The organism is Persicirhabdus sediminis (genome assembly GCF_016595495.1).
Taxonomy (GTDB): Bacteria; Verrucomicrobiota; Verrucomicrobiia; order Verrucomicrobiales; family Akkermansiaceae; genus Persicirhabdus; species Persicirhabdus sediminis.
Genome location: NZ_JAENIM010000034.1, coordinates 37,125 through 60,784 on the forward strand (window position 1 = coordinate 37,125; position 23,660 = coordinate 60,784).

The 23,660-nt window shown below is 49.7% G+C and carries 17 protein-coding genes and 1 tRNA gene; 6 read left to right on the forward strand and 12 right to left on the reverse strand.

What is annotated here, in order from left to right:
• The first annotated feature begins 32 nt into the window (after window positions 1-32).
• Entirely contained in the window at window positions 33-1,742 is a 1,710-nt protein-coding gene (locus JIN82_RS06560) for a sulfite reductase subunit alpha (protein WP_200310839.1), read from the forward strand.
• A gap of 145 nt (window positions 1,743-1,887) precedes the next feature.
• On the opposite strand, the gene rtcA is transcribed toward JIN82_RS06560, so the two are convergent.
• From rtcA to JIN82_RS06580, 4 genes are all read right to left on the reverse strand, one after another.
• Entirely contained in the window at window positions 1,888-2,910 is a 1,023-nt protein-coding gene (gene rtcA / locus JIN82_RS06565) for an RNA 3'-terminal phosphate cyclase (protein WP_200310840.1), read from the reverse strand.
• Window positions 2,911-2,986: 76 nt separating this feature from the next.
• Window positions 2,987-4,474, reverse strand: coding sequence for an RtcB family protein (locus JIN82_RS06570; protein ID WP_200310841.1), 1,488 nt, complete (start codon window positions 4,472-4,474; stop codon window positions 2,987-2,989).
• Window positions 4,475-4,557: 83 nt separating this feature from the next.
• A tRNA-OTHER gene (locus JIN82_RS06575) sits at window positions 4,558-4,698 on the reverse strand.
• Between the two features lie 289 nt (window positions 4,699-4,987).
• On the reverse strand, window positions 4,988-6,583 hold the full coding sequence (locus JIN82_RS06580; protein ID WP_200310842.1) for a vWA domain-containing protein: 1,596 nt from the start codon (window positions 6,581-6,583) through the stop codon (window positions 4,988-4,990).
• 193 nt (window positions 6,584-6,776) lie between these two features.
• On the opposite strand from JIN82_RS06580, the gene rtcR reads away from it, so the two are divergent.
• The 3 genes from rtcR to JIN82_RS17470 all read left to right on the forward strand — a co-directional run bounded on the left by rtcR (window position 6,777) and on the right by JIN82_RS17470 (window position 9,371).
• The gene (rtcR, locus tag JIN82_RS06585) at window positions 6,777-8,387 is read left to right on the forward strand and encodes an RNA repair transcriptional activator RtcR (RefSeq protein ID WP_200310843.1); all 1,611 of its coding nucleotides are present in this window, start codon (window positions 6,777-6,779) and stop codon (window positions 8,385-8,387) included.
• Complete coding sequence (locus JIN82_RS06590) at window positions 8,359-9,093, forward strand: hypothetical protein (RefSeq protein ID WP_234041822.1); 735 nt, start codon at window positions 8,359-8,361, stop codon at window positions 9,091-9,093. The genes rtcR and JIN82_RS06590 overlap by 29 nt, the downstream gene beginning before the upstream one ends.
• 143 nt (window positions 9,094-9,236) lie before the next feature.
• Window positions 9,237-9,371: a hypothetical protein gene (locus JIN82_RS17470; protein ID WP_267906512.1), complete on the forward strand. Its 135-nt coding sequence runs from the start codon at window positions 9,237-9,239 to the stop codon at window positions 9,369-9,371.
• A 59-nt stretch (window positions 9,372-9,430) separates the two neighbouring features.
• Here JIN82_RS17470 and JIN82_RS06595 read toward each other — a convergent pair whose 3' ends face one another.
• From JIN82_RS06595 to JIN82_RS06630, 8 genes are all read right to left on the reverse strand, one after another.
• Window positions 9,431-12,058, reverse strand: coding sequence for a DUF4132 domain-containing protein (locus JIN82_RS06595; RefSeq protein WP_200310845.1), 2,628 nt, complete (start codon window positions 12,056-12,058; stop codon window positions 9,431-9,433).
• A 26-nt stretch (window positions 12,059-12,084) separates the two neighbouring features.
• Window positions 12,085-12,477, reverse strand: coding sequence for a hypothetical protein (locus JIN82_RS06600; RefSeq protein WP_200310846.1), 393 nt, complete (start codon window positions 12,475-12,477; stop codon window positions 12,085-12,087).
• A 271-nt stretch (window positions 12,478-12,748) separates the two neighbouring features.
• Window positions 12,749-14,209 (reverse strand): C39 family peptidase, encoded by a 1,461-nt coding sequence (locus tag JIN82_RS06605; RefSeq protein ID WP_200310847.1) that lies wholly within the window; start codon window positions 14,207-14,209, stop codon window positions 12,749-12,751.
• A 241-nt stretch (window positions 14,210-14,450) separates the two neighbouring features.
• Window positions 14,451-15,446, reverse strand: coding sequence for an SGNH/GDSL hydrolase family protein (locus tag JIN82_RS06610; RefSeq protein ID WP_200310848.1), 996 nt, complete (start codon window positions 15,444-15,446; stop codon window positions 14,451-14,453).
• Window positions 15,447-15,458: 12 nt separating this feature from the next.
• The gene (locus JIN82_RS06615; protein WP_200310849.1) at window positions 15,459-16,862 is read right to left on the reverse strand and encodes an MBOAT family O-acyltransferase; all 1,404 of its coding nucleotides are present in this window, start codon (window positions 16,860-16,862) and stop codon (window positions 15,459-15,461) included.
• Window positions 16,863-16,985: 123 nt separating this feature from the next.
• Window positions 16,986-17,711: a peroxiredoxin-like family protein gene (locus JIN82_RS06620; protein ID WP_200310850.1), complete on the reverse strand. Its 726-nt coding sequence runs from the start codon at window positions 17,709-17,711 to the stop codon at window positions 16,986-16,988.
• A gap of 91 nt (window positions 17,712-17,802) precedes the next feature.
• Window positions 17,803-18,168, reverse strand: coding sequence for a hypothetical protein (locus JIN82_RS06625; RefSeq protein ID WP_200310851.1), 366 nt, complete (start codon window positions 18,166-18,168; stop codon window positions 17,803-17,805).
• A 76-nt stretch (window positions 18,169-18,244) separates the two neighbouring features.
• Window positions 18,245-19,045, reverse strand: coding sequence for a hypothetical protein (locus JIN82_RS06630; protein WP_200310852.1), 801 nt, complete (start codon window positions 19,043-19,045; stop codon window positions 18,245-18,247).
• Between the two features lie 370 nt (window positions 19,046-19,415).
• Here JIN82_RS06630 and JIN82_RS06635 point away from each other — a divergent pair, with 370 nt between their 5' ends.
• Together JIN82_RS06635 and JIN82_RS06640 are read left to right on the forward strand one after the other, a co-directional pair.
• Window positions 19,416-21,002: a DmsC/YnfH family molybdoenzyme membrane anchor subunit gene (locus tag JIN82_RS06635; RefSeq protein ID WP_200310853.1), complete on the forward strand. Its 1,587-nt coding sequence runs from the start codon at window positions 19,416-19,418 to the stop codon at window positions 21,000-21,002.
• Between the two features lie 4 nt (window positions 21,003-21,006).
• Entirely contained in the window at window positions 21,007-23,256 is a 2,250-nt protein-coding gene (locus JIN82_RS06640; RefSeq protein WP_200310854.1) for a molybdopterin oxidoreductase family protein, read from the forward strand.
• The last annotated feature ends 404 nt before the right edge of the window (window positions 23,257-23,660 follow it).

Genomic DNA, 23,660 nt, shown 5'->3' on the forward strand with positions numbered 1-23,660 from the left:
TCCACTCTAACTTTCACACTCTCTCACTCACCATGAATCCTATTTCAGCCATCCTTCCAGAAGACGCCCCATTCTCGCCAGAGCAGCGCGAGTGGCTCAACGGCTACCTCACAGGTTTGTTAGCACCATTCGCTGGCGGCGCAGAGCAGGCCCCAACAGGAATCCCTATCACCATCGCATGGGGGTCACAAACCGGCACCTCTGAAGGACTCGCCAAAAAGTTCGCCAAAGCCGCTACCAAAGCCGGCCTGCAGCCTAGCATCGTCGACCTCGGTGAATTCGATCCAGCTAGCCTAACGACTCTCGAGCACCTCATCATCATCACCTCCACCTACGGTGATGGCGAAGCGCCAGACAACGCGCAAAACTTCCACAATTTCCTCCACAGCGACGCGGCACCTAAGTTAGAAAACCTCAACTACGCCGTGCTTTCACTCGGTGATTCCAGCTACCCAGATTTCTGCCAGTGCGGCATCGACTTCGACCTCGCACTGCAAAAACTCGGCGCCAAGCCAATCGTCGCCCGTGTCGACCTCGACGTAGAATATGACGACGACTACGCCAGTTGGACCAGCTCACTACTCGGTGAGCTCAGCTCAGTAGAAGTAGCCAGCGACGACGATGACGAAGACACTGGCTATAACAAAAAGAATCCATTCACCGCCGAAGTCCTCCAGCTAGAAAACCTCAATGCCGAAGAAAGTGCTAGATCTACCACCCACGTAGAGATTTCCCTCAAAGACTCCGGCCTAACTTACGAAGCGGGTGATGCCCTCGGCGTCTACCCTATCAACGACAGCCAGCTAGTTGACGACCTCATCGACGCACTCGGATTTGATGCCAGTGAAGAAATTGACGGCAAGCCACTCAGCCAGCTGCTTAGCGAAGATTACGAAATCCGCAACATCACCCTGCCGCTAGCCAAAGCGTGGGCCGAGGCCTCAGCCAGCGAATCACTCAGCGCCCTAACCACAGCTGACGACCGCGCCGCCCTCAGCGATTACCTATGGGGCCGCGAGATCATTGACCTCGTCAAAGAGCACCCTATCAGCTTCGCATCAGCTGCTGATTTCCTCGCCATGCTCAAGCCTCTAGCAGCTAGACTTTACTCCATCGCATCCAGCCCAAAGGCTCACGAAGATGAAGTCCACCTCACTGTCGGTGTGGTCAAATACGACTCACTAGGACGTGAACGCAAAGGCGTCTGCTCCACCTACTTCTCCGAGCGCACAGACAAAGCTCAACCACGTGTATTTGTCCACAGCAACAAAGCATTCCGCCCACCAGCTGACCCAACAGTACCAATGATCATGGTTGGCCCAGGAACCGGCATCGCCCCATTCCGTGCCTTCCTCGAAGAACGCGAAGCCACCCAAGCCACTGGCAAAAACTGGCTGTTCTTTGGTAACCCACACGTCGCCCAAGACTTCCTCTATCAAGACCAGCTACAGCAGCTACAAAAAGACGGCTACCTGCACCAGCTCAGCACCGCATTCTCACGCGATCAGGAAGAAAAAATCTACGTTCAAGACAAGATGATAGAACACGGCGCAGACCTCTATCAATGGCTATCAGAAGGCGGCCACTTCTACGTCTGCGGCGATGCCTCACGCATGGCTAAAGATGTCGATAAAGCACTCCACCAAGTCATCGAGACCCACGGGAAAATGAGCGCCGAAGAAGCTGCCGAGTACGTTAACATGCTCAAAGCCGACAAACGCTACGGCCGCGACGTCTACTAACATCCAGTACAATTTCCCAGCTGAAGCACGGCTCATCCCATGCCCACAGCTGGCCCCTCCCACAATTCCCGAACTCATCAACCAATCCCAGCTGGCCACCCAGCTGGCCACCCAGCTGGGATTTTTTGTGATCACACCGCGAGCATCAGCCCACGACGCGAACCAAACATCGCCCACCATCAAGCTCTTCGATCCCCACCTTCATAGGTAAAAAGGCTTCGATGACTTTTGCGTTAGTTCTCAGGTGATTACTCGCAGCCAGAGTGATCAATGATCCCCCGCCTGCCATAGCCATTGGCAGTAACAGCTGGTCAGCTAAAAATTTACCAACCACCGCTTCACTGCTGAGGTAGTCATTCATTTGCTTGGCCGCCTTCTTCGCTACAGACTCAGCACTACGACTATAAGAACCAAAAGCAGAGACTCGCTCGGTGACATGCTCACTCTCAAACTCAACGGCTAACACATTACCTGAACACGAGCTGTCATCCATCTCAACCACTTGCCCGCAATCTTCCGGCCAAGCCAAACATTTCAGCGAGGTCTTTAACTCACGTCGGCACACACTGGCGGGCAAATGAGCCGCGTACACGGCAACGCGTTTTGCCTGCTGGGCTCCCCGGTCTCGTAGATGCAGTTGGTTTCGTTTTTTCCAAGGGCTTAGCTTTAAATGTAGCTCGCCGCCACCAGCTGGAGCAAAACCTGGCTTCACTAACTCTAACTCACAGCTCACCCCCATTTTTCTTAGCTGAGGCAGAAATACTCTAGCTAAAAACTCAAACGGCGGCGCCATTGGATTATGTGTCCCGCCATGTAGACGTAGACTCGACACGCTATCAGCCATAAGCAGGGCTGGTAATAGAGTCTGCAATACCAGCGAAGTGCTACCCGCTGAACCAATGCTAAATTCATAGTCGCCAGCTGTGATCTCACCGGGACAAAAGATGAGCTCATCCGCCCCCAGATGAACACCATCAGCTGAGCCATTACACACAGCTACAGCTGCCTGCACACAGGTAAGGTGCTGCCGTTGCAAGCCAGGTTTGCGTCGTTGCCCACGGATATTTTTAATCCGGAACCCCTTCCCTGTTAGCATGGCTAATGACAAGCTAGAGCGGAGTATTTGTCCACCACCTTGGCTACCGTCAATATGAATCAGTTCAGACATATTCTTGTATCTATCAATTGAAAGTTAAATTGGCCACGATCAACTTTCACATGATCGTGACCATTCTCGCAGGACATTAATCGTCAGCGGCACTAGCGTCTTTGATCACAAAACGAGCATCTAATCGAGCTACCTCGTGAGCTAGTTCAGCCTTTTTCACTGAGTCCAACACCTCATTGAAATCTTTATAAGCATCGGGAGCTTCGTCGCGTGGATACTTACGGCAATTCGTCATGATGTCATTCTGATCAAAGTCAGAGTCTACATTAGACTGATCTAGGGTCCTAAATGCCTGCTTGCGACCGAGCTGGCGACCCGCGCCATGGTTGACCGAATAACACGATTTCTCTGCACCTGCTAGAGCAGCCATAACGACTGATCCATCACGCGGATTCCCCGGTAACAAAATAGGATGCCCCGTATCAAAGAATGGTGTCTGCTTGAGCGCAAAATGACCCGCTGGATAAGCTCGAGTCGCGCCTTTACGGTGGACCCATTGTTTTGTGCCAGCTATCACTTCCTCTCTAGCTATATTATGACTGATAAAATAAACTAGACCCCCCTTAGTCCCCGGCAACACTTCTTGGAAAGCCTCTAAAACTAATGCGTTGATCAGCAGATGATTCACCGTCGCGAAGTTCGCCCCCAGCGACATATCATCAATATATGCATCTGCCTCGGGCGTCCCTAGCGGTGCATAACAGAGGTGTTTATCGCCAGCTGGAAACTCCGTTCCCCAAGCTTCAAATTTCTTCTGCAAGACACGGAATTGATTCGTCGCTAGATCGTGACCAAAACCTCGCGAACCGCAATGCGATAGAAAGGCAACGTGTCTATCCTTTAGCCCAAAAACATCCGCTGCCAAACGAGCTGCGCCTGTATCCGCCACCCTAACTGACTCGGCTTCACCAAAGTGATTGCCACCACCGTAGGATCCTAGCTGCTCAATTTTTTTAGGAAATCGCCCGGCATATCCTCCATCTAGCATCAGCTGGAGCCGACGAGCTAGCGCATCGTGAGTGCCATCATGACCAACATGGGCACTGTCCTCACAGCGCTTGGCCCATTCCACGGGAATGCCTAACTGCTCACAAACATCTTCAGATGCACCGTAAATGACTGCCTTTTTACCAGTTTCAATATCAACCCGACGAGCTTTCTTCACCGAGCGCTGCCCCTTGCCAGCGCCAGTTGGCGTACGTTCACAAATGGCATTAATCAAGGCGCGACGGACTCGTTTATCCGCAATCACCTCATCCGGAACATCCAGCTGCAGCAGGCTCATCGAGCACTTGATGTCCACCCCAACAGGCCCCGGATAGATATGTGTAGGCGATGCCATCACACAGCCAATAGGAGCCCCGTAGCCAATGTGAGCGTCTGGATTCAAAACCACCTCGCTCACTCCAGGAGCGGAACGAGCATTCAGCGCTTGGCGCAGGCACCCATCGTCAAACCCCTCGACAATCTTATCCGTGCCGATCACCGTGATCGGCTTGCCCTTATTTTCTCGGGCTGGGAGAAATCCAGTCGCTTCCCCAGTTTTATGTATCTGTTCTTTCATGGTATTCTTAAAGTGTTGGAGTGATGACAAAAAGAGAGAAACCGTTGCTAAGCATTGCTCTACCAGACTGAGCTACCGTTATTAATAACGAGCAGGATTTGAACCCGCGCCAAATGTAATTCCTCCAGCATTCATCACGCCAGAAATTTGTATTTAGGTTTGTTAAGGTGGGTGACAAGGAAGTGAGAAATGTTTCACGGCTCTACCAACTGAGCTACCGCCATAAATGACGAGCTGGACTCGAACCAGCGACCTGTGCATTAAAGATGTAATTTCTCAGGCATTCACCCGTGTGTATTTGTTATTTTGTATCGATCGATGACAAGGGTTGAGAAATGAATCAACCGCTCTCCCGAAGAAGTGGCGATTGCACGGGACTCGAACCCGCCCGCTTTCGCTAACCAATGTAATTTCTCATGCATTCATCGACCTAGGGGCTACGGCGGCAAGTGGGGTGAAACCTATTTTTCATTTGATGTAGTTCCACCGGCATCCGCCGCAGCCCTTGATTGTTCAGGCACTGCTTTTCAAAGGCATCCTGACCCGCTCTTTCTCAATCTCATCGACCCAAAGATCAGCAGTCGTCTGCCTACTAGAAAAACTAGCTAACAACTTGAATACTTGATCAGAAAAGCCGCCAATATTGAGAATGTCGTCCCGCTCTTTAGCTTGGGTGTTTCCGTGAGGAGTTAGGTCGATACACGCCATTCTCGCGCTTGGAGAACGCTGCTTGATCTGACTCCACTGCTTCATGGTCTCGGTGGCCGCGGCCCCACCGAAACAGCCGTAGTGAGCTGAATCCAGCCAGGACTCGTTGTCAGAAACGAAGATGACGGTATCTACCTGTCTCCGCTTCTTATTAAGCCACCTAAGTGGAGCACTGCAATTCGTACCACCCCATGGCAATGAAGCCAGCTTTGCGGCATTACTCATCACGCTATCCCTCGGATTCAGCCGAACCTTAAGCACATCCCCAGTGAAGGGAATAATCTCAGCCAATGGGTTTTTGCGCAATATTGCAGCGGTAATCAGACTAGCCACATCGACACATTTCACCTTCGACCCTGCAGTCCCACGATATCCAGTAATCGGGCTGTGCATTGATCCTGAAACATCGATACATACAGCAACCTTACCTTCAACAACAGGTACATTTTCCAGCGAGATCTCTAAAGCATCTTGCAATGCCTCACGAATCGCAGCTGGAAGATCATCACTTGCATTCATGTATGCCGCCATCAGCTGATAGGGAAAGACCTTCACCTTCTTGATGATTTGCGGATCTCGAAGTCTATCACTCACCAGCTTTATTATAGCTGGATCATCAAAAACCCCGTGGCGCAAAAAGGTATTCAGGTTCATCCGCGTCATGTGCCAAGGAGCTGTCCTAGCAATACTCTGCCACTCTTGCTTCCCTAACCCTAACGAAGTTAACAATTGGAAGGGCACCTGAGGAATCTCCCCTTGTCCCGTCTTTTTGTAATTTTCGAAATCCTGTAGTGGATGTGGTAATTTAGAGATATCGTAAGCACGGCCTAGATAATAAGCAAAGAGCTGCTCCCTCTCACTAGACTTTGGACGAGGATGAACCATTTTGATGACATCCAACAGTGAGGGATCATTTCCAACAGAAGCATAGATAAGCTGCTGGTCGCTAGCCCTGTTCAGCCACTGTTGAACCATACGCTTCGGAGCACTGCCCAAAGACTTTCGCCCAGTGACTCCAGATCTCATGATCTGTACGAAGTTTCTCAGCATCTTACCATTGTCTATCACCTGAGGAAAAATCTCAGCTAATAGATCAGTATCCCGCGTCGCAATAATGGCGCAGAGCAAAGCTGGTGTATCTTTCATGTAAGCCTTGGTTCTCGCATACAATGCAAGCTGAGCGAGAAAGCGAGTTTCAACCTTAGCTGCTAGCTTCAATACATTCTCAAGTTGCTGTTTGTCTGAATTGTAAAAAGTCCCGTTCAAGCAGCCAGTCGCCACATACTGAGCCAGTGCTTGCTTGTCGCTAAGTTGATAGGCTCTACCTCCAGCACTGTTCTGTGTATCAGCGTGAGGCATGAGTCCTCCTTTGATTCGTTGAAATAGATTTTTATTAGCCATCGTCGTTTGCGTTGTTGGCCCCCTTATTGCATTCGCCATGCCAAACTGATAACCTAACAATATCGAAAACTCTGTAATCCATACGCCGTGCGACTTAAAAAGTTTAAGGCCAGATTTTCAGGCAAACCAATCCAGACAAAACACCTCCAAATAATATCTTTTTTTATACAGCTTTATCTTTTAAGATACACGCATGAAGCAACGTGTCGTCTTTGGATTTCTTGGTACAAAACTTGATCGAGGATCTGGCCCTGAACGCTGGGATAAATGGCGTCCTAACGTGAGCCTATGCAGCCACGAAGATGAAATCGTTCATCGGCTAGAACTATTTCACGACCACCACAGCAGCAGTCTAGCTCGTCGGGTAAAAGCAGATATCGAGCAAATCTCGCCGGAAACCACAATCGTTCTCAACTTGATAGGTATAAAAAAATACTGGGACTTTGAAGACGTTTTCAGCCAGCTGCACGACTTCTTCACCAAGTATCAATTTGACCAAGAGAACGAGGAATACCTAGCTCATATGACCACAGGCACACACGTGGCTCAGATTTGTTTATTCCTGCTAACAGAGTCACGACACCTGCCAGGCAAGCTCTTGCAATCAGAACCACCACGTGGACGAGACGCACACCAGCCAACTGGCTCGAATACGGTGATAGACTTGGATCTATCGAAGTACGACCAGCTCGCTAGTCGCTTCAATCAGGAGCAAGCCGAAGCGCAAGACTTCCTCAAATCAGGCATCGCAACCCGTAACAAAAAGTTCAACCAGCTGATCCAACAAATCGAAGTTGTCGCCCTGCGCTCTGACGCGCCCATCCTCCTAACTGGCCCCACAGGAGCAGGAAAATCCCATCTAGCTGGTAGAATCTACGAGCTACGCCAACACAGATGTCAGTTAGATGGGCCCATTGTAGAAGTCAACTGCGCCACGCTGCGAGGAGACACCGCCATGAGCACCCTATTTGGCCATAAAAAAGGAGCCTTTACTGGAGCGCAGAACAACCGAGCTGGCCTACTTCGCGAAGCACACAAAGGCTTACTCTTCCTCGATGAAATTGGCGAGTTAGGCCTAGATGAGCAAGCGATGTTACTTCGAGCTATTGAAGAAGGAACCTTCATGCCAGTTGGAGCAGACCATCAGGTTAAAAGCCAATTTCAATTGATCGCCGGCACCAACCGAGATCTGCGGAAAGACGTCTCAGAGGGACGCTTCCGCGAGGACCTTCTCGCTCGTATTAACCTGTGGACATTTGAGCTCCCAGGGCTAGCTGATCGCCGTGATGATATCGCCCCTAACCTTGACTACGAACTCAGCAGCTTCACCAACAAACACGGTAGAGTTGTTAGCTTCAACAAAGAGGCCAAACAGGAATTTCTTAAATTTGCTAAAGATCCAGCTCAGCCATGGAGAGGAAATTTTCGCGACCTCAATGCCGCTATCACTCGCATGGCCACCCTAGCGCCCAGAGGAAGAATTCGCCATGATGAGGTTAGTGATGAAATCCAACGGCTTCAACATTCATGGCTGCGGCCAAATCAACAGCAGCAGCAAACGGCTCAGCTGGATGAGTTCCTAAGTGACAAACAAATCGAACAGATTGACCCCTTCGACCGCCCCCAGCTGGCTGCTGTCATCCACCAATGCCGCAATAGCAAAACCCTCAGTGAGGCGGGCCGAGCGCTTTTTGCGGTATCCAGAACCAAGAAACAAAACCCTAACGACAGCGATCGACTCAAAAAATACCTCGCCCGCTTTGGATTGAATTTCAATGAAATCACAAGCCAAAACCGCAGCTAACATGAACTCGGCAATCTACGATTTATTCCTGCACACTCGCCAGTCGATAACTCCCCGTGACCTTCGCGATTTTACCTATGCGGACCCCGGCTATCATGAATACCTCCGAGAGTGGCTACTAGTCTATGAGACCAAAGAGGTTCCAGCCGACATAGATGCTGAACCAATCTCAATGGCCTTTTACGAAAATATATCTTCTCCCAAATTTGAACAGCTCGAGCGCTTTCTAAATTACCGTCGATTCATCACATCATCTGTGCTGATGTTAATCGAACAAGGGGCATTCGATGACGATAAAACGAGAGCCAGCCAGTTAACAGCAGCCATCGTTTCAGATGCTGGCTCAGCCGACAGAGAATACCTAAAACTCCTCCGACCAGCCATCAACAGTGCTCGTGAAGTCCTTAAAGCTGAAAACACCGAAGTCACTTACCCCTACTTTACTTTCGCCTCCATTTTCCTCGCCCAAATGACCTCTGATTGGAAAGCGGCTGACGCAGCCGCCAGCCAGCTGATTCAGGATGATAAGGATGTCCGCGAAAATGACGACCTGAACTGGAAGGTCTGCAATGCCCAACTCCTGTTTGGTCTAGACCAAGGGAATGGCCCACACTGGAAAAAGCTCACAAAACAACTTTGTGGGTCGATAGAAAACCCAGACACCCAATTCATAATCGATGCCGTGAGAGTACCGAAGAAAAGGTAATCTCTTAAGATAGAATTTCTCTAGCAACCAATCCCAGCGGAAACCCAGCTGGGATTTTTTTGATTAGATAAAATCTCCGAGATAGGGTTAGATGAATAAGCATGTTACCTCGAACCATTCGAAAGAGGAACTTGCTAAGCAGCATGCTCAGACCATCCACTAACATGAAATCGGCAATCTACAATCTATTTCTACACACTCGCCAGTCTATAACTCCCCACGACCTGCGCGACTTCACCTATGCGGACCCCGGCTACGGCCAATACCCCAGCGAATAACAGCGTACATTTGAACTAAGCTCCACAACCGAGCCCATGGCTCACGTCATACGCTCTGACTAATTCTCGCGGCTGATCTGGCTGATGATAGTGGAGTCTTTAATCTTATGATCGTCAGCTAGAAGCACCGCCTTACTTAAAACTAGAGACAAGCCACGATCTCCCTCAAAGGGTAGATACATCTTATCTGCTTTGGTTTCAGAAGCTCTTGAGGGTACGATGCACAGGTATTGGTCATTTGGCTCCATCAGTATATTGCTGCTGCCGATGTGGATTTTGTATTCACGCAACTTGCCCTGCACACGCAGGAATTTTCCATCAAATCTCAGCTGGTCACGAATCTTAAGTTTAGGAACTAACATCTCTAAAACTGACTTGCGAGTTTTCGCCATTTCGTTGAGATCACCAAATGAATAGCCCTCCCAATAGTTACTAAATTGCTCAACACCGGTATCGCTCCACTCAGGGTCATTGCCCACACTGCAGACACCAACAAACAAATCGACATCACGCATGATCTCCGAGAAAACAAGATCAGGCACATCCACCAGATCTAATACCTCGCCATCATCTTTGATAAACTTCACTTGGTCGGTAGAAATATAGCGATTCACACCGTCCGGCTCATTGCCGTCCTCTACGTATACCTCGTTAATACCAAACTCAGCCGTCAGATGATAGGCGGGCACCCTCAAGCAAGCTGGCCTAGCTACACTGCCGTGATAGTATTCATTTATCAGCGAATACTTCCAGCTACGCCCTGCAGTAATGCCCTTAAATTGTCTCTGCTTCAGCAGGTGTGCTGCCATTCTATTACTATAGCTTTTTGTTATCACTTCAGCATCAGTTAGCAGATAGACCTCTCGGTAGGCCTGCTTAAATGGCTGGCGAATCTCTAATTCATTAACCCTAGCTCGCCACTGCACGATCTCTGTTTCAGTGCATGAGATCGGGTGCCACAGCTGGACTTTAGTCGATCTATCAGGCGGCGAGATAGCCGAACCATCAGCCGCTAACCATTCACTATCTATCAACATAGCAGCCTCCCATTGATCACCATTACTGAAGTTCCATATCAGCTTAGCTGCGATCGGCCCAACAAGACCGTGATCGATGTAATATTCTCTGAAAGTCTCATAGTCCCACACACGATCTTCAACGTAACAACGGTCAATCCGCTCCTTCTGAGCTGATGAGAATTTCTGAATCTGCTTGTTCGTCTCCTGAACCGTTTTGAGCTTGTCGCTCAGCTTTTTACTTTTGGCTATCAGCGCCGGTTTGGTTTTCTGAGCTTTGCCCTCTGGGGTTAACCATTGCAGCGAAGTCTTGCCTGGAGATACCAAGTTCAGCTGTAGCTTGTAGCCGTCAAACTCATCTTCACGTGATCCTAGCTGGAGGCCAAAATCAGGCACTGCTATTTCCTCAATCTCATAGGCTTTGATACCTCGTTTCTCGGCCTCCTCTTGGAGGTAGCTGTCGATTATCTTCTTCGCATTCGTTTGCTTGATGAAGTACTTCAGCCGAGACAACTGGCTGATGCCATGTAATCCTTTTGAATTCGCCAAGGTGTATAAACACGCGTTACCAACAATAACACACATAGGCCCTTGACCAGGGATCTTTTTAAATGACTTCTCAGCTAGTTTTGTTAGCAGATCAATCATGGTCTCATCGTGAAACTGCACCGATGACCAAACCAGACCTTTGATGATAGGGATGTTATCTCCATCGATGAAGATATGATAGGTGTATCCATCGTCACCAGCCTCCTCAATAGGCTCAGCATCGCACAATTGCTTTAGAATCTTATGCATGCTCTCTCGGAAGAAGTCTTTATTCGTCTCGATGATTCCCTTAGATTTCTCTAGAAAGGCAGCAGTGGGTTTGCCAGCTTTAGCTCCCGAGCTCAATTCTAGCATACGGTATAACATGTCTCGCTCTGGCGGGGCCGCTACCTTTATCAAATTCTTGATCGTATCAGCAATCACATCATCATCTGCTAGCTCGAACAGCGGCATAGCACTCCCTCCCTCATTGACTAGCCCAAATAGCTGAGCCTTCATTGCCAGAATTGCTTTCCCATTGGTCTTAAAGTATCTCCAGCTAAGGTAATTGTTGATGAATTCAATGATTTCATCAGAAAGCCCATTGGTCTTAATGTTCGAGCTTAACTGGTTGATGATTCGTTTAATCGCCCAATCCCCTGCGTAAATAGTTGGCGACTTCTCACCGCCGTCGCATGGAACAAGTTGCTTGGCTGATTCGAACAGAATAATCAGCTCTTCGTTTGATAGAGTCAGCTTAAGTTTCAGCAGATATTTAAGCAAATATTGAGTGATTACGGCAGGTCCAAGCTGAGGGCTACGGTTAATAGCCGCCTTTCTAATAAATGACGCATAGGTCGGTATATACATTTTGGTAGAATAGTCCTCTCTCCCTCTCGCCAACAGATCTCCATTGGCTAGATCATTTGAGGTAAAATCCTTCCGAGCGCATAACAGATCCATGCAATATAGCGTGAGTTTAGCCTTCTGCTCTGCGTTTAACTTTTTCAACTCTGCGCTCACTTGCAGCTGAGTCAGCTTCACCTCGTGGCTATCAGTGTTGGTAAAAAACATCGGGCAGGATTGCTCAATAAAATCAGAGACAATAGCGGCGTAATCAGGAAGTATAGATTGTTCAGACATGATAGGGTGTGATGGAAGGTGGGAAATTAACCTCCAATGAGAGGCGTGAGTTTTACAAAGCTGACGGAAGTAGCCGGCTGGATATCAACAACCTGCTGCAGGCCATCGACCTGCACATCATCCACAAAAACGAAAAATCCATTTTTCTGGAAAGCATCTAATGCCACATAGATTTGTTTTTCGGCATCAATCTCTTTGCATGTCCTCTTTGCTGAAGAGTTAAGCCTTTGCTCGAGCTCACTCGGCTGGATCAGGCCATAGAAATGACCTTCCATTCTTTTGTTATATTGCTCAACCTCTTGCTGAACACGTGAGCTGATGATGTCTTTGATAGTTACTTTTTTATTATCGAAATGAACATCACACTGATGAGTGATAGCGCCTGCTAGGCTTTGGTCAGATATCGTAAGTGTAGTCATTAGGTCAACGGTTTAGCTAACAATGCTTAGCAAACTTGATTAGCGAGCGCAATGGGTAATCTAGCAAAGATAGATCGCACGTCGATCCCGAAGGATCAGCTCAATGCCAGCCCTGCACAATGTGATGAAGTCATCCCACGGACTAAGTAATTCAGACGGCAATAACTCCATCAATCCAACGAAAAACTTTTCAGAGAAGAGTTTAGCAGACTGCCTTTCCGCGCTACCCCAACAAACTAACACTCCAATAATTTAACCAGCAGCTCACCCTTTATGGCAAAATAATGAAGCAGGCGTCTTTGCTGTATGGGCTGGCTTCTAAGCTGTGTATCCAGCGGACTTCGTAACGAGGCCCCCATGAATCGCTGACGGCAATTTCCCCTGTGGTTTCGTTGTAGCCGATGATCATGCAGATGTGATAGGAGTCTTCAGCTGATGGATAGTCGGCAAATGGTGCGGATTCTTCAGCTGCTATTTTGGCATACTCGGCCCAGTCGGTAACGCTCTGGCGAGCTTTGGTTCGATTATTGGCTAGCTCGTTGTACTTGTCAGTTGAGCACATACGCCACATGAGTGGGGCGCCTTGGTCGATGTAGCGTTTGATGTCGCGGATGCGGATTGGATTTTTCAAATCGATATCCTTGGTGCGACGCCCTTTTGAGTAGACTTGGGATTTTACCCCATCAACGAGTTTGCTCACGCTGGTACCACCGCCTTCGTTAGTTTCGCCAATCATGGCTAACAAATACATATCGGCCTCGATACCCATGTAGCGCATCGCGCGCTCGAAGGTAGCAGGAACGCAGTACCCTTTGGGCCCTTGGTTGACCATTGGGATATTTTTCAGCAATACATCGCCATTTTCGTTCTGGCTGAGGTTTTTTTCTAGCTGAGCTTTAATGACCTCGTCTTTGACTCGCTCAGTTTTGCCTTTGCTGTCTGCTAGAGCGGTGGGCACGATGCTCAGGGTGACATATTCATTCTCAGCCGTGGAGAGTAAAATGCTGAGTCCATTCCAGTCCCAGCGCTGTGTCCAACGGCGCGCTTTGCCTTCGCCGTAGCGTTGTTTTTTGGGTTCCCCTAGTATCGGCGTGATTGCGCCATGAACGGCGGCGTCATCCATGTCCATAGCTTCTTGTAAGCTGCCCGGTGGGTTTGGTCGTTTGTTGAGAAAGTGGTCGGGGCCAAAATTGGCTTCTTGGCCAAAGTCACCTTTGTTAGCAAATACAGCGGATAGGCTTTGCATATTTCCCTCTGCATCTGCGTACATGGCGATAGAGTAAGGCATGGCTCCGAAGAGTGTGTAATCTTTGGCTCGGAAGGCGGCGTAGAGACGCCAGCTCTGGCTATAATCTGTCTTCGATTCTGGCTTAAGCTTGAGCGCGCTGGCTATTTCATCAGCTGGGCGAGTGAATAGACTGTCCGCTGTGAATAGCTGGTGGCCAGCGGCTTGGTTGAGCTGGTCAGCTATCCCTGTTAGCCCGGCATTTAGTTTGCCAGCATTTTCTTTGAGGAAATCTTGATCTGCTTGCGACAACGAGCTGATAGGGATGGTATATGACTTACCAGATTTCAGCAGCAAGGTGACTTTATCATCCGAGATCGATTCTACGGAGGCTTGGATGCTTTGTCCCTGCTTATTAGTGAATTGACGAACCTCTCCTCCAGCCTGAAGTGGTGCTGGGATACAGCAGAGAGATACAGCTAACAGGGCGCATGTGAGAATTCTCATCGGAGGGATCATATCCCTGATATAAAAAGATTTGTTAGCTCATGTCAGCAAAAATGTCAGCATCGTACAGAAAAAATAGTTAGCTACTTTCTACCTCCCCTCCCCATCTATGGTTAGACATCCCTGAGCTAGCTAGCTTTTTATCCTACGCGACTGCCTCAGCTAAACTTATGGCCCATTTACCAGCTAGCGTTCCATTAAAGACCTGAGCATTTGTAACATGCTCAACAATAGAAGCGCATTAATCCAGCTCGTCCTTCAGCTGTCCCGCCAGCCAGCGGGAGAATTTTTCGCCGCCGGATTCGCCGAGGTGATAGCCGTCAGAGAAATCCTCAGCGTCCATGCCTTCAATCTGGCGGGCGTCTAGCACCTGCATACCGTGATTTTCTATCACCTCTGCGGCAGCTGGATTAAATGGCCACACTTTAGGCTGTGGCATGGGCACAAAATACAGCTTCACTCCACGCTCTTTGCAGGCGGTGATGAAGCGCTCCATGCGCTGGAAGGTATCCGTCGGCGGCGCTGCGGCTCCCATTTGTTGGGCGTGACGTTTTTTGGCAGCACTAACAATGCGATTATTACGTTTCACGCCAGCTGAGTAATCTGGCACCGCGCAGTAGAGGATAGAGCGTTGATGCAGCTCTTGATCACCACACAGCGCGCTCACGCTGCACAGGCTGGACTGCACGATGCTGTGGAAATCTGGAAGGTCAGTTTGCCATAGTTCAGGCAGGTCCTGGCTGGCGACAAAATGGCGCGACAGCCGGCGCAGCTTGATAGGTTCTTGATCGTAAATGTGATGCCTAACGAAGCCAACAACTAAGACATCAGGATGCTTCTCAGGTCCTTCAAAGTAGCGTTGATAGAGATAGACCCAATCGAGCATCGCCGTGCCCACAGGCGTGATCTTAGCCGTCTCGATGTCCAGCCCGCCGAGACGGTCGAGTTCATCGTGCAGGATCTCTGGCTTGAGCCCGTGCATCATCAATGAGTTGCCAAAAAACACCACACGCGGCGCGCCAGACTCGAGCGCATCACTCTCCAGCTGGGATAGCGTCTGGTCAAAGGCGTGGATGTGCTTTCTATCGTAGTCGAGATGCGGAGCTAAAAACCGCGCTACAATTTCGAGCACTAACACAAAGATGACGACCACAGCCACCACCTTCATCTCGGTGCGCAACCTTGGTGCGTGAGCTTCGTTAGGCAGCGCGTCGTAATCGTGAAATTTCTTAGCCATCAGCTGAGTGAGTTAGAATTGAAAATAAATAAACTGACCAAATACAGGCGGCGGAAATACAATGATCATGAACACAATGTAACAATAAACAGCGGAGCGCCAGCCCCAGTGAACGAGCTCGAGGCGGCGTAAGCTATGTGCTTTATCCAGCCAGATTTCATAAACCATCAGCGGCAGACAGAAAAAGGCAATCATGCCAAATCCATAGCGCGACAGCTCGCTCAGCCCTTGATCCGTAAAGATCAGACTCAACATTTGCCATGCTTGGGCAAAACTATCAGCGCGGAAAAATAACCACGTTAGGCAGATCAGGTGGAAGAAAAATACCGTTGCCAATGTGCGCCCCCAGCGGCCGGGCAGCGTGAATCTATCACCCAGTGCGCGGTAGCCACAGAGGATGAGCCCATGCAGCCCACCCCAGACGATAAATGTCCAGCCAGCTCCGTGCCACAGACCACCTAGCAGCATGGTGATCATCAAGTTGCGATAGACTTTTCCAGCTGAAACGCGGTTGCCGCCCAGCGGGATGTAGAGGTAATCGCGCAGCCACGACGATAGCGAAATATGCCAGCGCTGCCAAAAATCAGACGGGTTGCGCGCTAGATAGGGCATGCGGAAGTTTGTCATCAAATCAATGCCTAACCATTTGGACACCCCGCGAGCAATGGAAGAATAACCAGCAAAGTCACCATAGATCTGGAAGGCAAAACAATACACACCAACCAGCGCGTCAGTCCCCGTGATGGTGCCGGGCTCAGCCATGAAAACACCATCGGCAATGAATCCTAAATTGTCGCCAACGACCACTTTCAGAAAGAGACCTAACATCACCAGATAGAGACCTTCAGCAAAATCACCCCGTCGGCGTGAGCGTGGGTTTTCTATCTGCGGCATCAGCGACACCGAGCGCTCGATTGGGCCAGCCACCAGCTGTGGGAAATAGGCCACGTACAAAGCAAAATTCACCAATGACCGACTCGCCTTGATCTGCCCGCGGTAGACGTCGATGGTATACGACATCGTCTGGAAGGTATAAAAGGAAATGCCGACTGGCAGGATGATATTCAGCGTCGACATCTGCACCGGAATCCCTAGCAGAGTCATCAGCTCGTAGGCGCTTTCGGTGAAAAACCCCCAATATTTGAAGAATGCTAACAGCCCTAAAGAGACTGCAGCTGAAAAACCTAGCAGCCAGCGGTGGCGCGTTGCTTTGTCACTATTCTCGATACCAATTGCGGTGAAGTAGTTCACCAGCGTAGTGGTCATGATCAGCGGTAAAAACCGCCAGTCCCAACAGGAATAAAAATAATAACTCGCCGCTAGCAGTAACAAGTTCTGGCCGCGGTGCGGTAACACACGGTAAACCGCCCACAGCAGAACAAAAAATATCCAGAAAAGGTAGCTGTTAAAGAGCACGCCATGTCTGTAAGCAGCTAGCAAAAAAAGGCAAATACAAATCAGCTAGATTTGTTACTGCTAATCGTCAGCTCCAGCAGTCTGGAGGGATACCTCAACTGCTAGATCCCTATCTAGCCCTTTCTAATTGAGCTTTTTCAACTCAGCTAGAATCTGCTCAGATGTGGCGCGATTACGGTACTCGGCATCAAGAAATGCCCAACGAATAATACCTTTCTGATCAATGATGTAGGTTGCGCTGAGCGGCAGCTGGCTATCATTATAGCTGGCGCCATTATACTTTTTCAGATCGGCAAACTCACGCATCGCCTTTTCCACCCACGGGCTCATCTTGAAGACAATTTTGTATTTCTCCGCCACCTGATTGTCCACATCGCTGAGCACTTGGTAGTCTAACTTGAACTTCTGACTTGTTGTCAGTGATTTATCTGGCAGCTCAGGTGTCAGCGCTAACAACTGCGCGCCAGCGGCTTTAAATTCTGGCAAACTCTTCTGATAGGCATTGAGCGTAATATTACAATACGGACACCACGAGCCGCGGTACCAAGTCAATATCACAGGAGCATTTTCCAGCTGCTTGGAAAGTGTCACTGGCTGGCCAGTGGCATTATTCAGCGTGAAATCCGGAGCTTTATCACCCACCTTGAGCGCGCGCTCTAGCATGCCAGACTCAATCACAGACTGAACGCCTTTGTTATATTCTTCAATGGTTTCAGCTGGCGCATTGGCGGTGAACTCGGCGCGGCGTGCATCGAGCTGGTCTTGTAGTGAGTCAGCTAACAATGAGGACGGTAGAAGCGTCAACAATCCGCCAAAGGTACAAATTTTTGATAGGGCTGGTATTTTCATGGAATCGTATGAGTGCGGGCTAAGTAAAAAATTCCCGTCAATATCTACCAGCTAGTCGAGCTGTCAAACCCGCGCCCATTTCCAGCTGGTATTATGACAGCGAGGCGCGCTCCGCTGCCGCTTGATCGTCGGCATTTTCTAACTCTATGAAGTTTTGTGGCCCACGTTGAGCGAGTATGCCTTTTATTTTGCGTAAATTGTAGATGTGGCAAACTAAGAAAATACAAAATACTGGCCATGACCAAGCGCTCGCGGCTCCTAGGTACTCAGCTTGCTCACAGCATTCGATTCCCGTGATAATCGTTTCTGGTAGCTTGATAACAAAATAAACTAGCAATGATATAGCCCCAACTTCAGCTCTATTGAGAAAATCATAATCAGACTGACCACTACCACTCCATTGCCTCATCTTACGAAAGCGTCTAATGCGTTTCTTCTCTGCCTCTGAAAGGTTCACAAGATTCTAACTACAAAACAACCGCCCATCTGTCCAGACCCGATCTATCCAGAATCACTATTGCAGCAGGACCACACTAGCTCATCATCGCATACCTCATGATGACTAATGGCAAGACAGCTGCCGACAACGAAATGAAAAACAAAACATACATCGGCAGCATCACATAGAAGCGCAGTGATTTACCCATTTTTCTAGCTATCTCTGAAGCGGTAAGTAGATACGCCTTAATTCCCAAGGTGTACTGGGCTATTGTCGCCACACCAGATCCCAAAGTATCCACTATACCCTGCGTCTGTTCACGTGCCGATGACGCTCTGTTAGCTCGTTTCACTAGGCGACGAACAGCAACTCCAATAGAGCGATGGTATAGCCAGATCATTGGGCTAGCTAGAAAACCAAATGCCGACGCTACCGCTCTCTCCAGCGTAGGCATCAATATCTTGTCATAAACAATTTCTATCAACTCATCTCCAGCGGGAAGTTCAGCCTCACCTAACTGCAGCTGCTCGTAGTCCGATGCTACCTGAGCACTCATCTCCAATACCATGATCAAGATCGACTCAATGTGCTCGAGCGCCTGAGAAATCACCCGCAAAAGCCCTAATATCAGGCCACTGATCGCTCCAACAATTAAAAAATAGATACCAACTCCTAGCTGCCGCGACAGATCAAGCTGGTAGCGACTGGAAACAAAATAACAGATGACTAAGGACAAAACGACAATCAACGCAGCCACTTTCAAGATCTTAGCTAAGGCCTGAGGCACACTAATCAATTCCGTAAGCCGCTCGGCTAGCTCGGGAGTCTGATATTTTGTCAAATCAATTTCAGCTGCCTTCTTAGATTTCTCTGTAGCTGTATCGTTAGTATCCATAGGAGTCTAGATGTGAGACCATAATCAACTCACGCTCCACAACTAACCGCAACTACCGTCATCTATCAATGAAAATCAACTGCTAGCCGACTCTCTATAATCAGGCTTAGTGCGATTGACCTCCTAGCTAGGGTTTCCAGCTAGCTGAAAAAAGGACAATCCTATGAACCATCATACCGCCAGCTAGCTCGCAGCGAATTAGCCTTTATTTACAGCAAAGCTATCGCTAAAAGCCCAGCCAGATGGGCTGGTCATGAATGATTTTCATGTCAGGTATTTTTTTAGCAAATATGGCACGCAGGTTGCGACCATAGGAGACATCCAGCAGCCAGCTGGCACCTTCCCAGCCCACCTTATCATTCCCTAATTAATGTCTTACAGCGCCGAAGAACCTACAAACTTGATTGATGATCTCCTCAAAGAACAGCAGGAGCTCACCGCAATTGAGCGCTTCAGCCAGCTGCATGATAGAGATGCGCTGCCCGCTCAGGAGCCTTATTATAAGGCACTCATGCCGGGGCGCGAGCCATCTGCTGGCGAGCAATATTCATTTGAAGTCAACCTAGATGCCTGCACTGGCTGCAAGGCCTGCGTCACCGCCTGCCACAACCTCAACGGCCTCGACCAAGGGGAAGCGTGGCGCGACGTCGGCGTATTATTTGGCGGCACCACCATCGAGCCCAAGGTGCAAACCGTGACCTCCGCCTGCCACCACTGCGCCGACCCCGGCTGCATGGATGGCTGCCCAGTGCTCGCCTACGAGAAAGATGAAAAAACCGGCATCGTGCGCCACCTCGACGACCAATGCATCGGCTGCCAGTACTGCATTCTCAAATGTCCATACGAGGTGCCCAAGTACAACAAGCGACTCGGCATCGTGCGCAAGTGCGACATGTGCATCGACCGTCTAGCAGAAGGTGAAGCGCCCGCCTGTGTGCAAGCCTGTCCAACAGAAGCGATTGCCATCCGCATCGTCAAAACCGACGACATGCGCGAGCGCGCTAAAGATCCAGACCACCAGATGATTGCTGGTGCTTACAATTCGATTTATACCAAACCAACCACCAGCTTCAGATCCAGCCAGCCATTGCCAACTAACATGCAAGCCGGCGACGCTCACGACATCACTCCTGAGCACACTCACGGACCACTTGTTAGCATGCTCACGCTAACGCAGATTTCTATCGGCATGATGGCAGCAGCGATGATTGCTGGCAGCTACTGGCTGGTGGTCATCTCCCTCATCATTGGCGGCATTGGCATGGCCAGCAGCGTCTTCCACCTCGGCAGCCCGCTAGGCGCTTGGCGGTCATTTTTGGGATTGAGAAAATCCTGGCTGAGCCGCGAGATTGTTGTCTTAGGTGGCTGGTTCCCGCTCGCCATTCTCTACACCGCCATCCTAACGGATAGCCATTTCCAGCTGGATCTAATCCCCTACCAATGGCTCAGCTGGCTGCCAGTTCCGCTCGACCTTCTCGTCGGCCTAGCGACTACAGCGACTGGCCTGCTAGGCATTTTCTGCTCGGTGATGGTTTATGCAGACACTCATCGTGAGTTTTGGAAACTTCACCGCAGCGGCGGCAGGTTCTTTGGTTCAGCGGCCGTCAGTTTCTTCATCACGCTGGCAGTAGCGGGCGTTCCCTACATGCAGCTGCTTGCCATCCTCACGCTAGCTAGCAAGCTGTTATTTGAAGCCATGTCGCTGATTCCAGCTGCGCAGGATAAAAACATCTCGGCCAAGCGCAGCGCCCTCATCCAGCTACAACCGCTAGCTAGAGTGCTCAACTGCCGCCTATTGTTAGCAGCCACCGCGCTGCTATTCCTAGCCCTTCCGCTCTCACTATTTACAGGCTGTTTGATTGTTGGCCTGCTAATTGCTAGTGAACTCCTCGAGCGTGTTTTATTTTTCAAATCCGTCGTGCCACTGAAAATGCCCGGCAATATCTCCACTCAGTAGCCTAATGAAAAGCCATCAACGAAAGCCAGAAATCCTACGCGCATGGAACGGTACTAAAACTGCCGAACTGCTGCGCTCCCCCGGAAAGTTTGGCCTCGGGCAGGTGCCAGATAAAAAAACACCAGACGCCACTACCTCCATGGTCTGTGGGTTCTGCGCCACCGGCTGCGGGCTCAATATCCACCTCAAAGAAGGTGAAGCCGTCGGCCTAACGCCCGATACCCGATACCCGGTAAACATCGGCATGGCTTGCCCAAAAGGATGGGAAGCACTCGCTCCACTTCAGTCTAACGAACGCGCTAGCCAGCCACTACTGCGCAGCTCCAGAGACAGCCAGCTAGAAGCGGTCGACTGGGACACCGCGATGAAGGCATTCTCTAGCAAATTCAAAGCAGTGCAGGAAAAACACGGCAAAGAATCCGTCGCCTTCATCAGCACTGGGCAAATTTGTACCGAAGAAATGGCTTTTCTCGGCTCACTCAGCAAGTTTGGCATGGGCATCAAACATGGCGACGGCAATACCCGCCAGTGCATGGCTACCGCCGTAGCAGCCTACAAACAAAGCTTTGGTTTCGACTCGCCGCCCTATACCTATCAAGATTTTGAAGAGTCCGATACCATCGTACTCATTGGCTCTAACTTATGCATCGCCCACCCTATCATGTGGCAGCGTGTGATGCGCAACAAGAACCAGCCAAAGATCATCGTCATTGACCCGCGCAAAACTGAAACCGCAGTGGCGGCGACCCACCACTATCCGATTGCGCCAAAATCAGACCTTACTTTTTTCTATGGCATTGCCCATATTCTGATTGCTAACGGCTGGCTGGACAACGACTTCATCGCCAAGCATACCGAGCAATTTGACGGCTTCATCGAGCACGTCAAAACATTCACTCCTGAGTTTGTTAGCCAGAAATCAGGCATTCCAGCTGAAGACATCTACGAGCTAGCGTGCATGATTCACGAAGGGAAAAATGTCTCCTTCTGGTGGACCATGGGCGTCAACCAAGGATACGAAGCTACCCGCACGGCGCAAAGCATCATCAACCTCGCGCTGATGACTGGCAATATTGGTCGCCCCGGTACGGGAGCTAACTCTATCACCGGTCAGTGCAATGCCATGGGATCACGCCTATTTTCTAATACTACCAACCTGCTAGGTGGCCATGATTTTGCCAACCCAGAGCATCGCGCCAAAGTGTGTGAGGTTCTGGAAATTCCCGACGAAGTCATTCCCGACGCCATCGGCATGCCCTATAACCAAATCATCGACGGCATTGAATCTGGATCTATCAGAGGCTTGTGGATTATCGCCACTAACCCAGTGCATTCATGGATCAATCAGGGCAGACTGAAGAAACTGCTAGGCCAGCTGGATTTCCTCGTGGTGCAAGATATGTACTCCACCACGGAAACCGCAGTGCACGCCGACCTCGTTCTACCAGCTGCCGCTTGGGGAGAAAAAGATGGCACCTTCATCAACTCTGAACGCAGAATTGGACTGGCTAAAAAAGTAGCCAAAGCACCCGGCCAGGCGCTTAGTGATTTTAATATTTTCCGTCTCATTGCCCAATACTGGGGCTGTGGTGAGCTGTTCAAAAAGTGGACTTCACCGGAAGCGGTATTTCAAATGCTGAAAATGCTAACAAATAATCAGCCTTGTGACATCACGGGGATTGAAGACTACCAAATGTTGGATAAGAATGGCGGCATTCAGTGGCCACATCCAGCTGGCGCTGAATTAGTTGACAACCAGCGCCGTTTATTTTCAGATAATCAATTTTATCACCCTAACGGCAAAGCAAAATTCCATTACGAAGCCGTGAAACCACTCCCCGAACCTAGCGACAATGCGTTCCCATTCACCCTGCTAACAGGGCGTGGAACCTCAGCCCAATGGCATACCCAAACAAGAACTGGAAAATCCAAAGTTCTACAGGCTCTCTACCCAAAACACTGTTATGTAGAGATTAATCCAAAAGATGCCCACGAGCTCGGCATTGAGAGCAACTCAATGGTGACGCTGAAATCCCGCCGCGCGAGCATTGAAGCCACCGCCTTCATCACCCCAACAGTGTCTCCCGGTCAGGTCTTTTTGCCAATGCACTACTCCGAGGTGAACCAGCTGATTCAAGATGTCTTTGACCCGTACTCCAGCCAGCCTAACTACAAGCACTCAGCAGTGGCACTTTTCCCAGCTAAGAAAATTAACCAAACCGTGAAGCAAAGCCAGCAAGTCGGACACACCTAACTTTTTCTTTGAGTCGCCACAGCTCTATGCTATACACCAATGCATGGAGCTAACAAATAGCATCATTTATAGCGCGAAGCTTGGCATATTTGCCTTGCTGAGCAGCTTGCCGGTAGCCGTCTATGCTTTCTCATTCTCCAGCTATACCCACAGCTACTGGCCAGTTTTGTTTCTAGTTTCAGCCCTGCTAGCAGGCTATTCTATCAGATGCACAGCTAAATTTCAAAGCGTTCCGCTTGTCACCTTGGTACTAACAAGCCTAGCCTGCAGCTGGGTCTTATATGCCGCACTGATAGCCGGCTGCTACCTGGACATTGGCTACAATAACCAATCCTCGATAAACAGCTACGGCGGCGGATACCATCAGACTAGTTTCCAACTAGCAGAAATCCACATCTACATCT

What these genes read in the sequence shown, in the direction of transcription:
- JIN82_RS06635 (WP_200310853.1), top strand. Translation starts at nt 19,416, where the DNA reads ATGTCTTACAGCGCCGAAGAACCTACAAACTTGATTGATGATCTCCTC.
- JIN82_RS17470 (WP_267906512.1), top strand. Translation starts at nt 9,237, where the DNA reads ATGCTCAGACCATCCACTAACATGAAATCGGCAATCTACAATCTATTT.
- JIN82_RS06590 (WP_234041822.1), top strand. Translation starts at nt 8,359, where the DNA reads ATGAAATCACAAGCCAAAACCGCAGCTAACATGAACTCGGCAATCTAC.
- JIN82_RS06620 (WP_200310850.1), bottom strand. Translation starts at nt 17,711, where the DNA reads ATGAAAATACCAGCCCTATCAAAAATTTGTACCTTTGGCGGATTGTTG.
- JIN82_RS06605 (WP_200310847.1), bottom strand. Translation starts at nt 14,209, where the DNA reads ATGAGAATTCTCACATGCGCCCTGTTAGCTGTATCTCTCTGCTGTATC.
- JIN82_RS06570 (WP_200310841.1), bottom strand. Translation starts at nt 4,474, where the DNA reads ATGAAAGAACAGATACATAAAACTGGGGAAGCGACTGGATTTCTCCCA.
- JIN82_RS06580 (WP_200310842.1), bottom strand. Translation starts at nt 6,583, where the DNA reads ATGGCTAATAAAAATCTATTTCAACGAATCAAAGGAGGACTCATGCCT.
- JIN82_RS06640 (WP_200310854.1), top strand. Translation starts at nt 21,007, where the DNA reads ATGAAAAGCCATCAACGAAAGCCAGAAATCCTACGCGCATGGAACGGT.
- JIN82_RS06610 (WP_200310848.1), bottom strand. Translation starts at nt 15,446, where the DNA reads ATGGCTAAGAAATTTCACGATTACGACGCGCTGCCTAACGAAGCTCAC.
- JIN82_RS06595 (WP_200310845.1), bottom strand. Translation starts at nt 12,058, where the DNA reads ATGTCTGAACAATCTATACTTCCTGATTACGCCGCTATTGTCTCTGAT.
- JIN82_RS06600 (WP_200310846.1), bottom strand. Translation starts at nt 12,477, where the DNA reads ATGACTACACTTACGATATCTGACCAAAGCCTAGCAGGCGCTATCACT.
- JIN82_RS06560 (WP_200310839.1), top strand. Translation starts at nt 33, where the DNA reads ATGAATCCTATTTCAGCCATCCTTCCAGAAGACGCCCCATTCTCGCCA.
- rtcR (WP_200310843.1), top strand. Translation starts at nt 6,777, where the DNA reads ATGAAGCAACGTGTCGTCTTTGGATTTCTTGGTACAAAACTTGATCGA.
- rtcA (WP_200310840.1), bottom strand. Translation starts at nt 2,910, where the DNA reads ATGTCTGAACTGATTCATATTGACGGTAGCCAAGGTGGTGGACAAATA.
- JIN82_RS06630 (WP_200310852.1), bottom strand. Translation starts at nt 19,045, where the DNA reads ATGGATACTAACGATACAGCTACAGAGAAATCTAAGAAGGCAGCTGAA.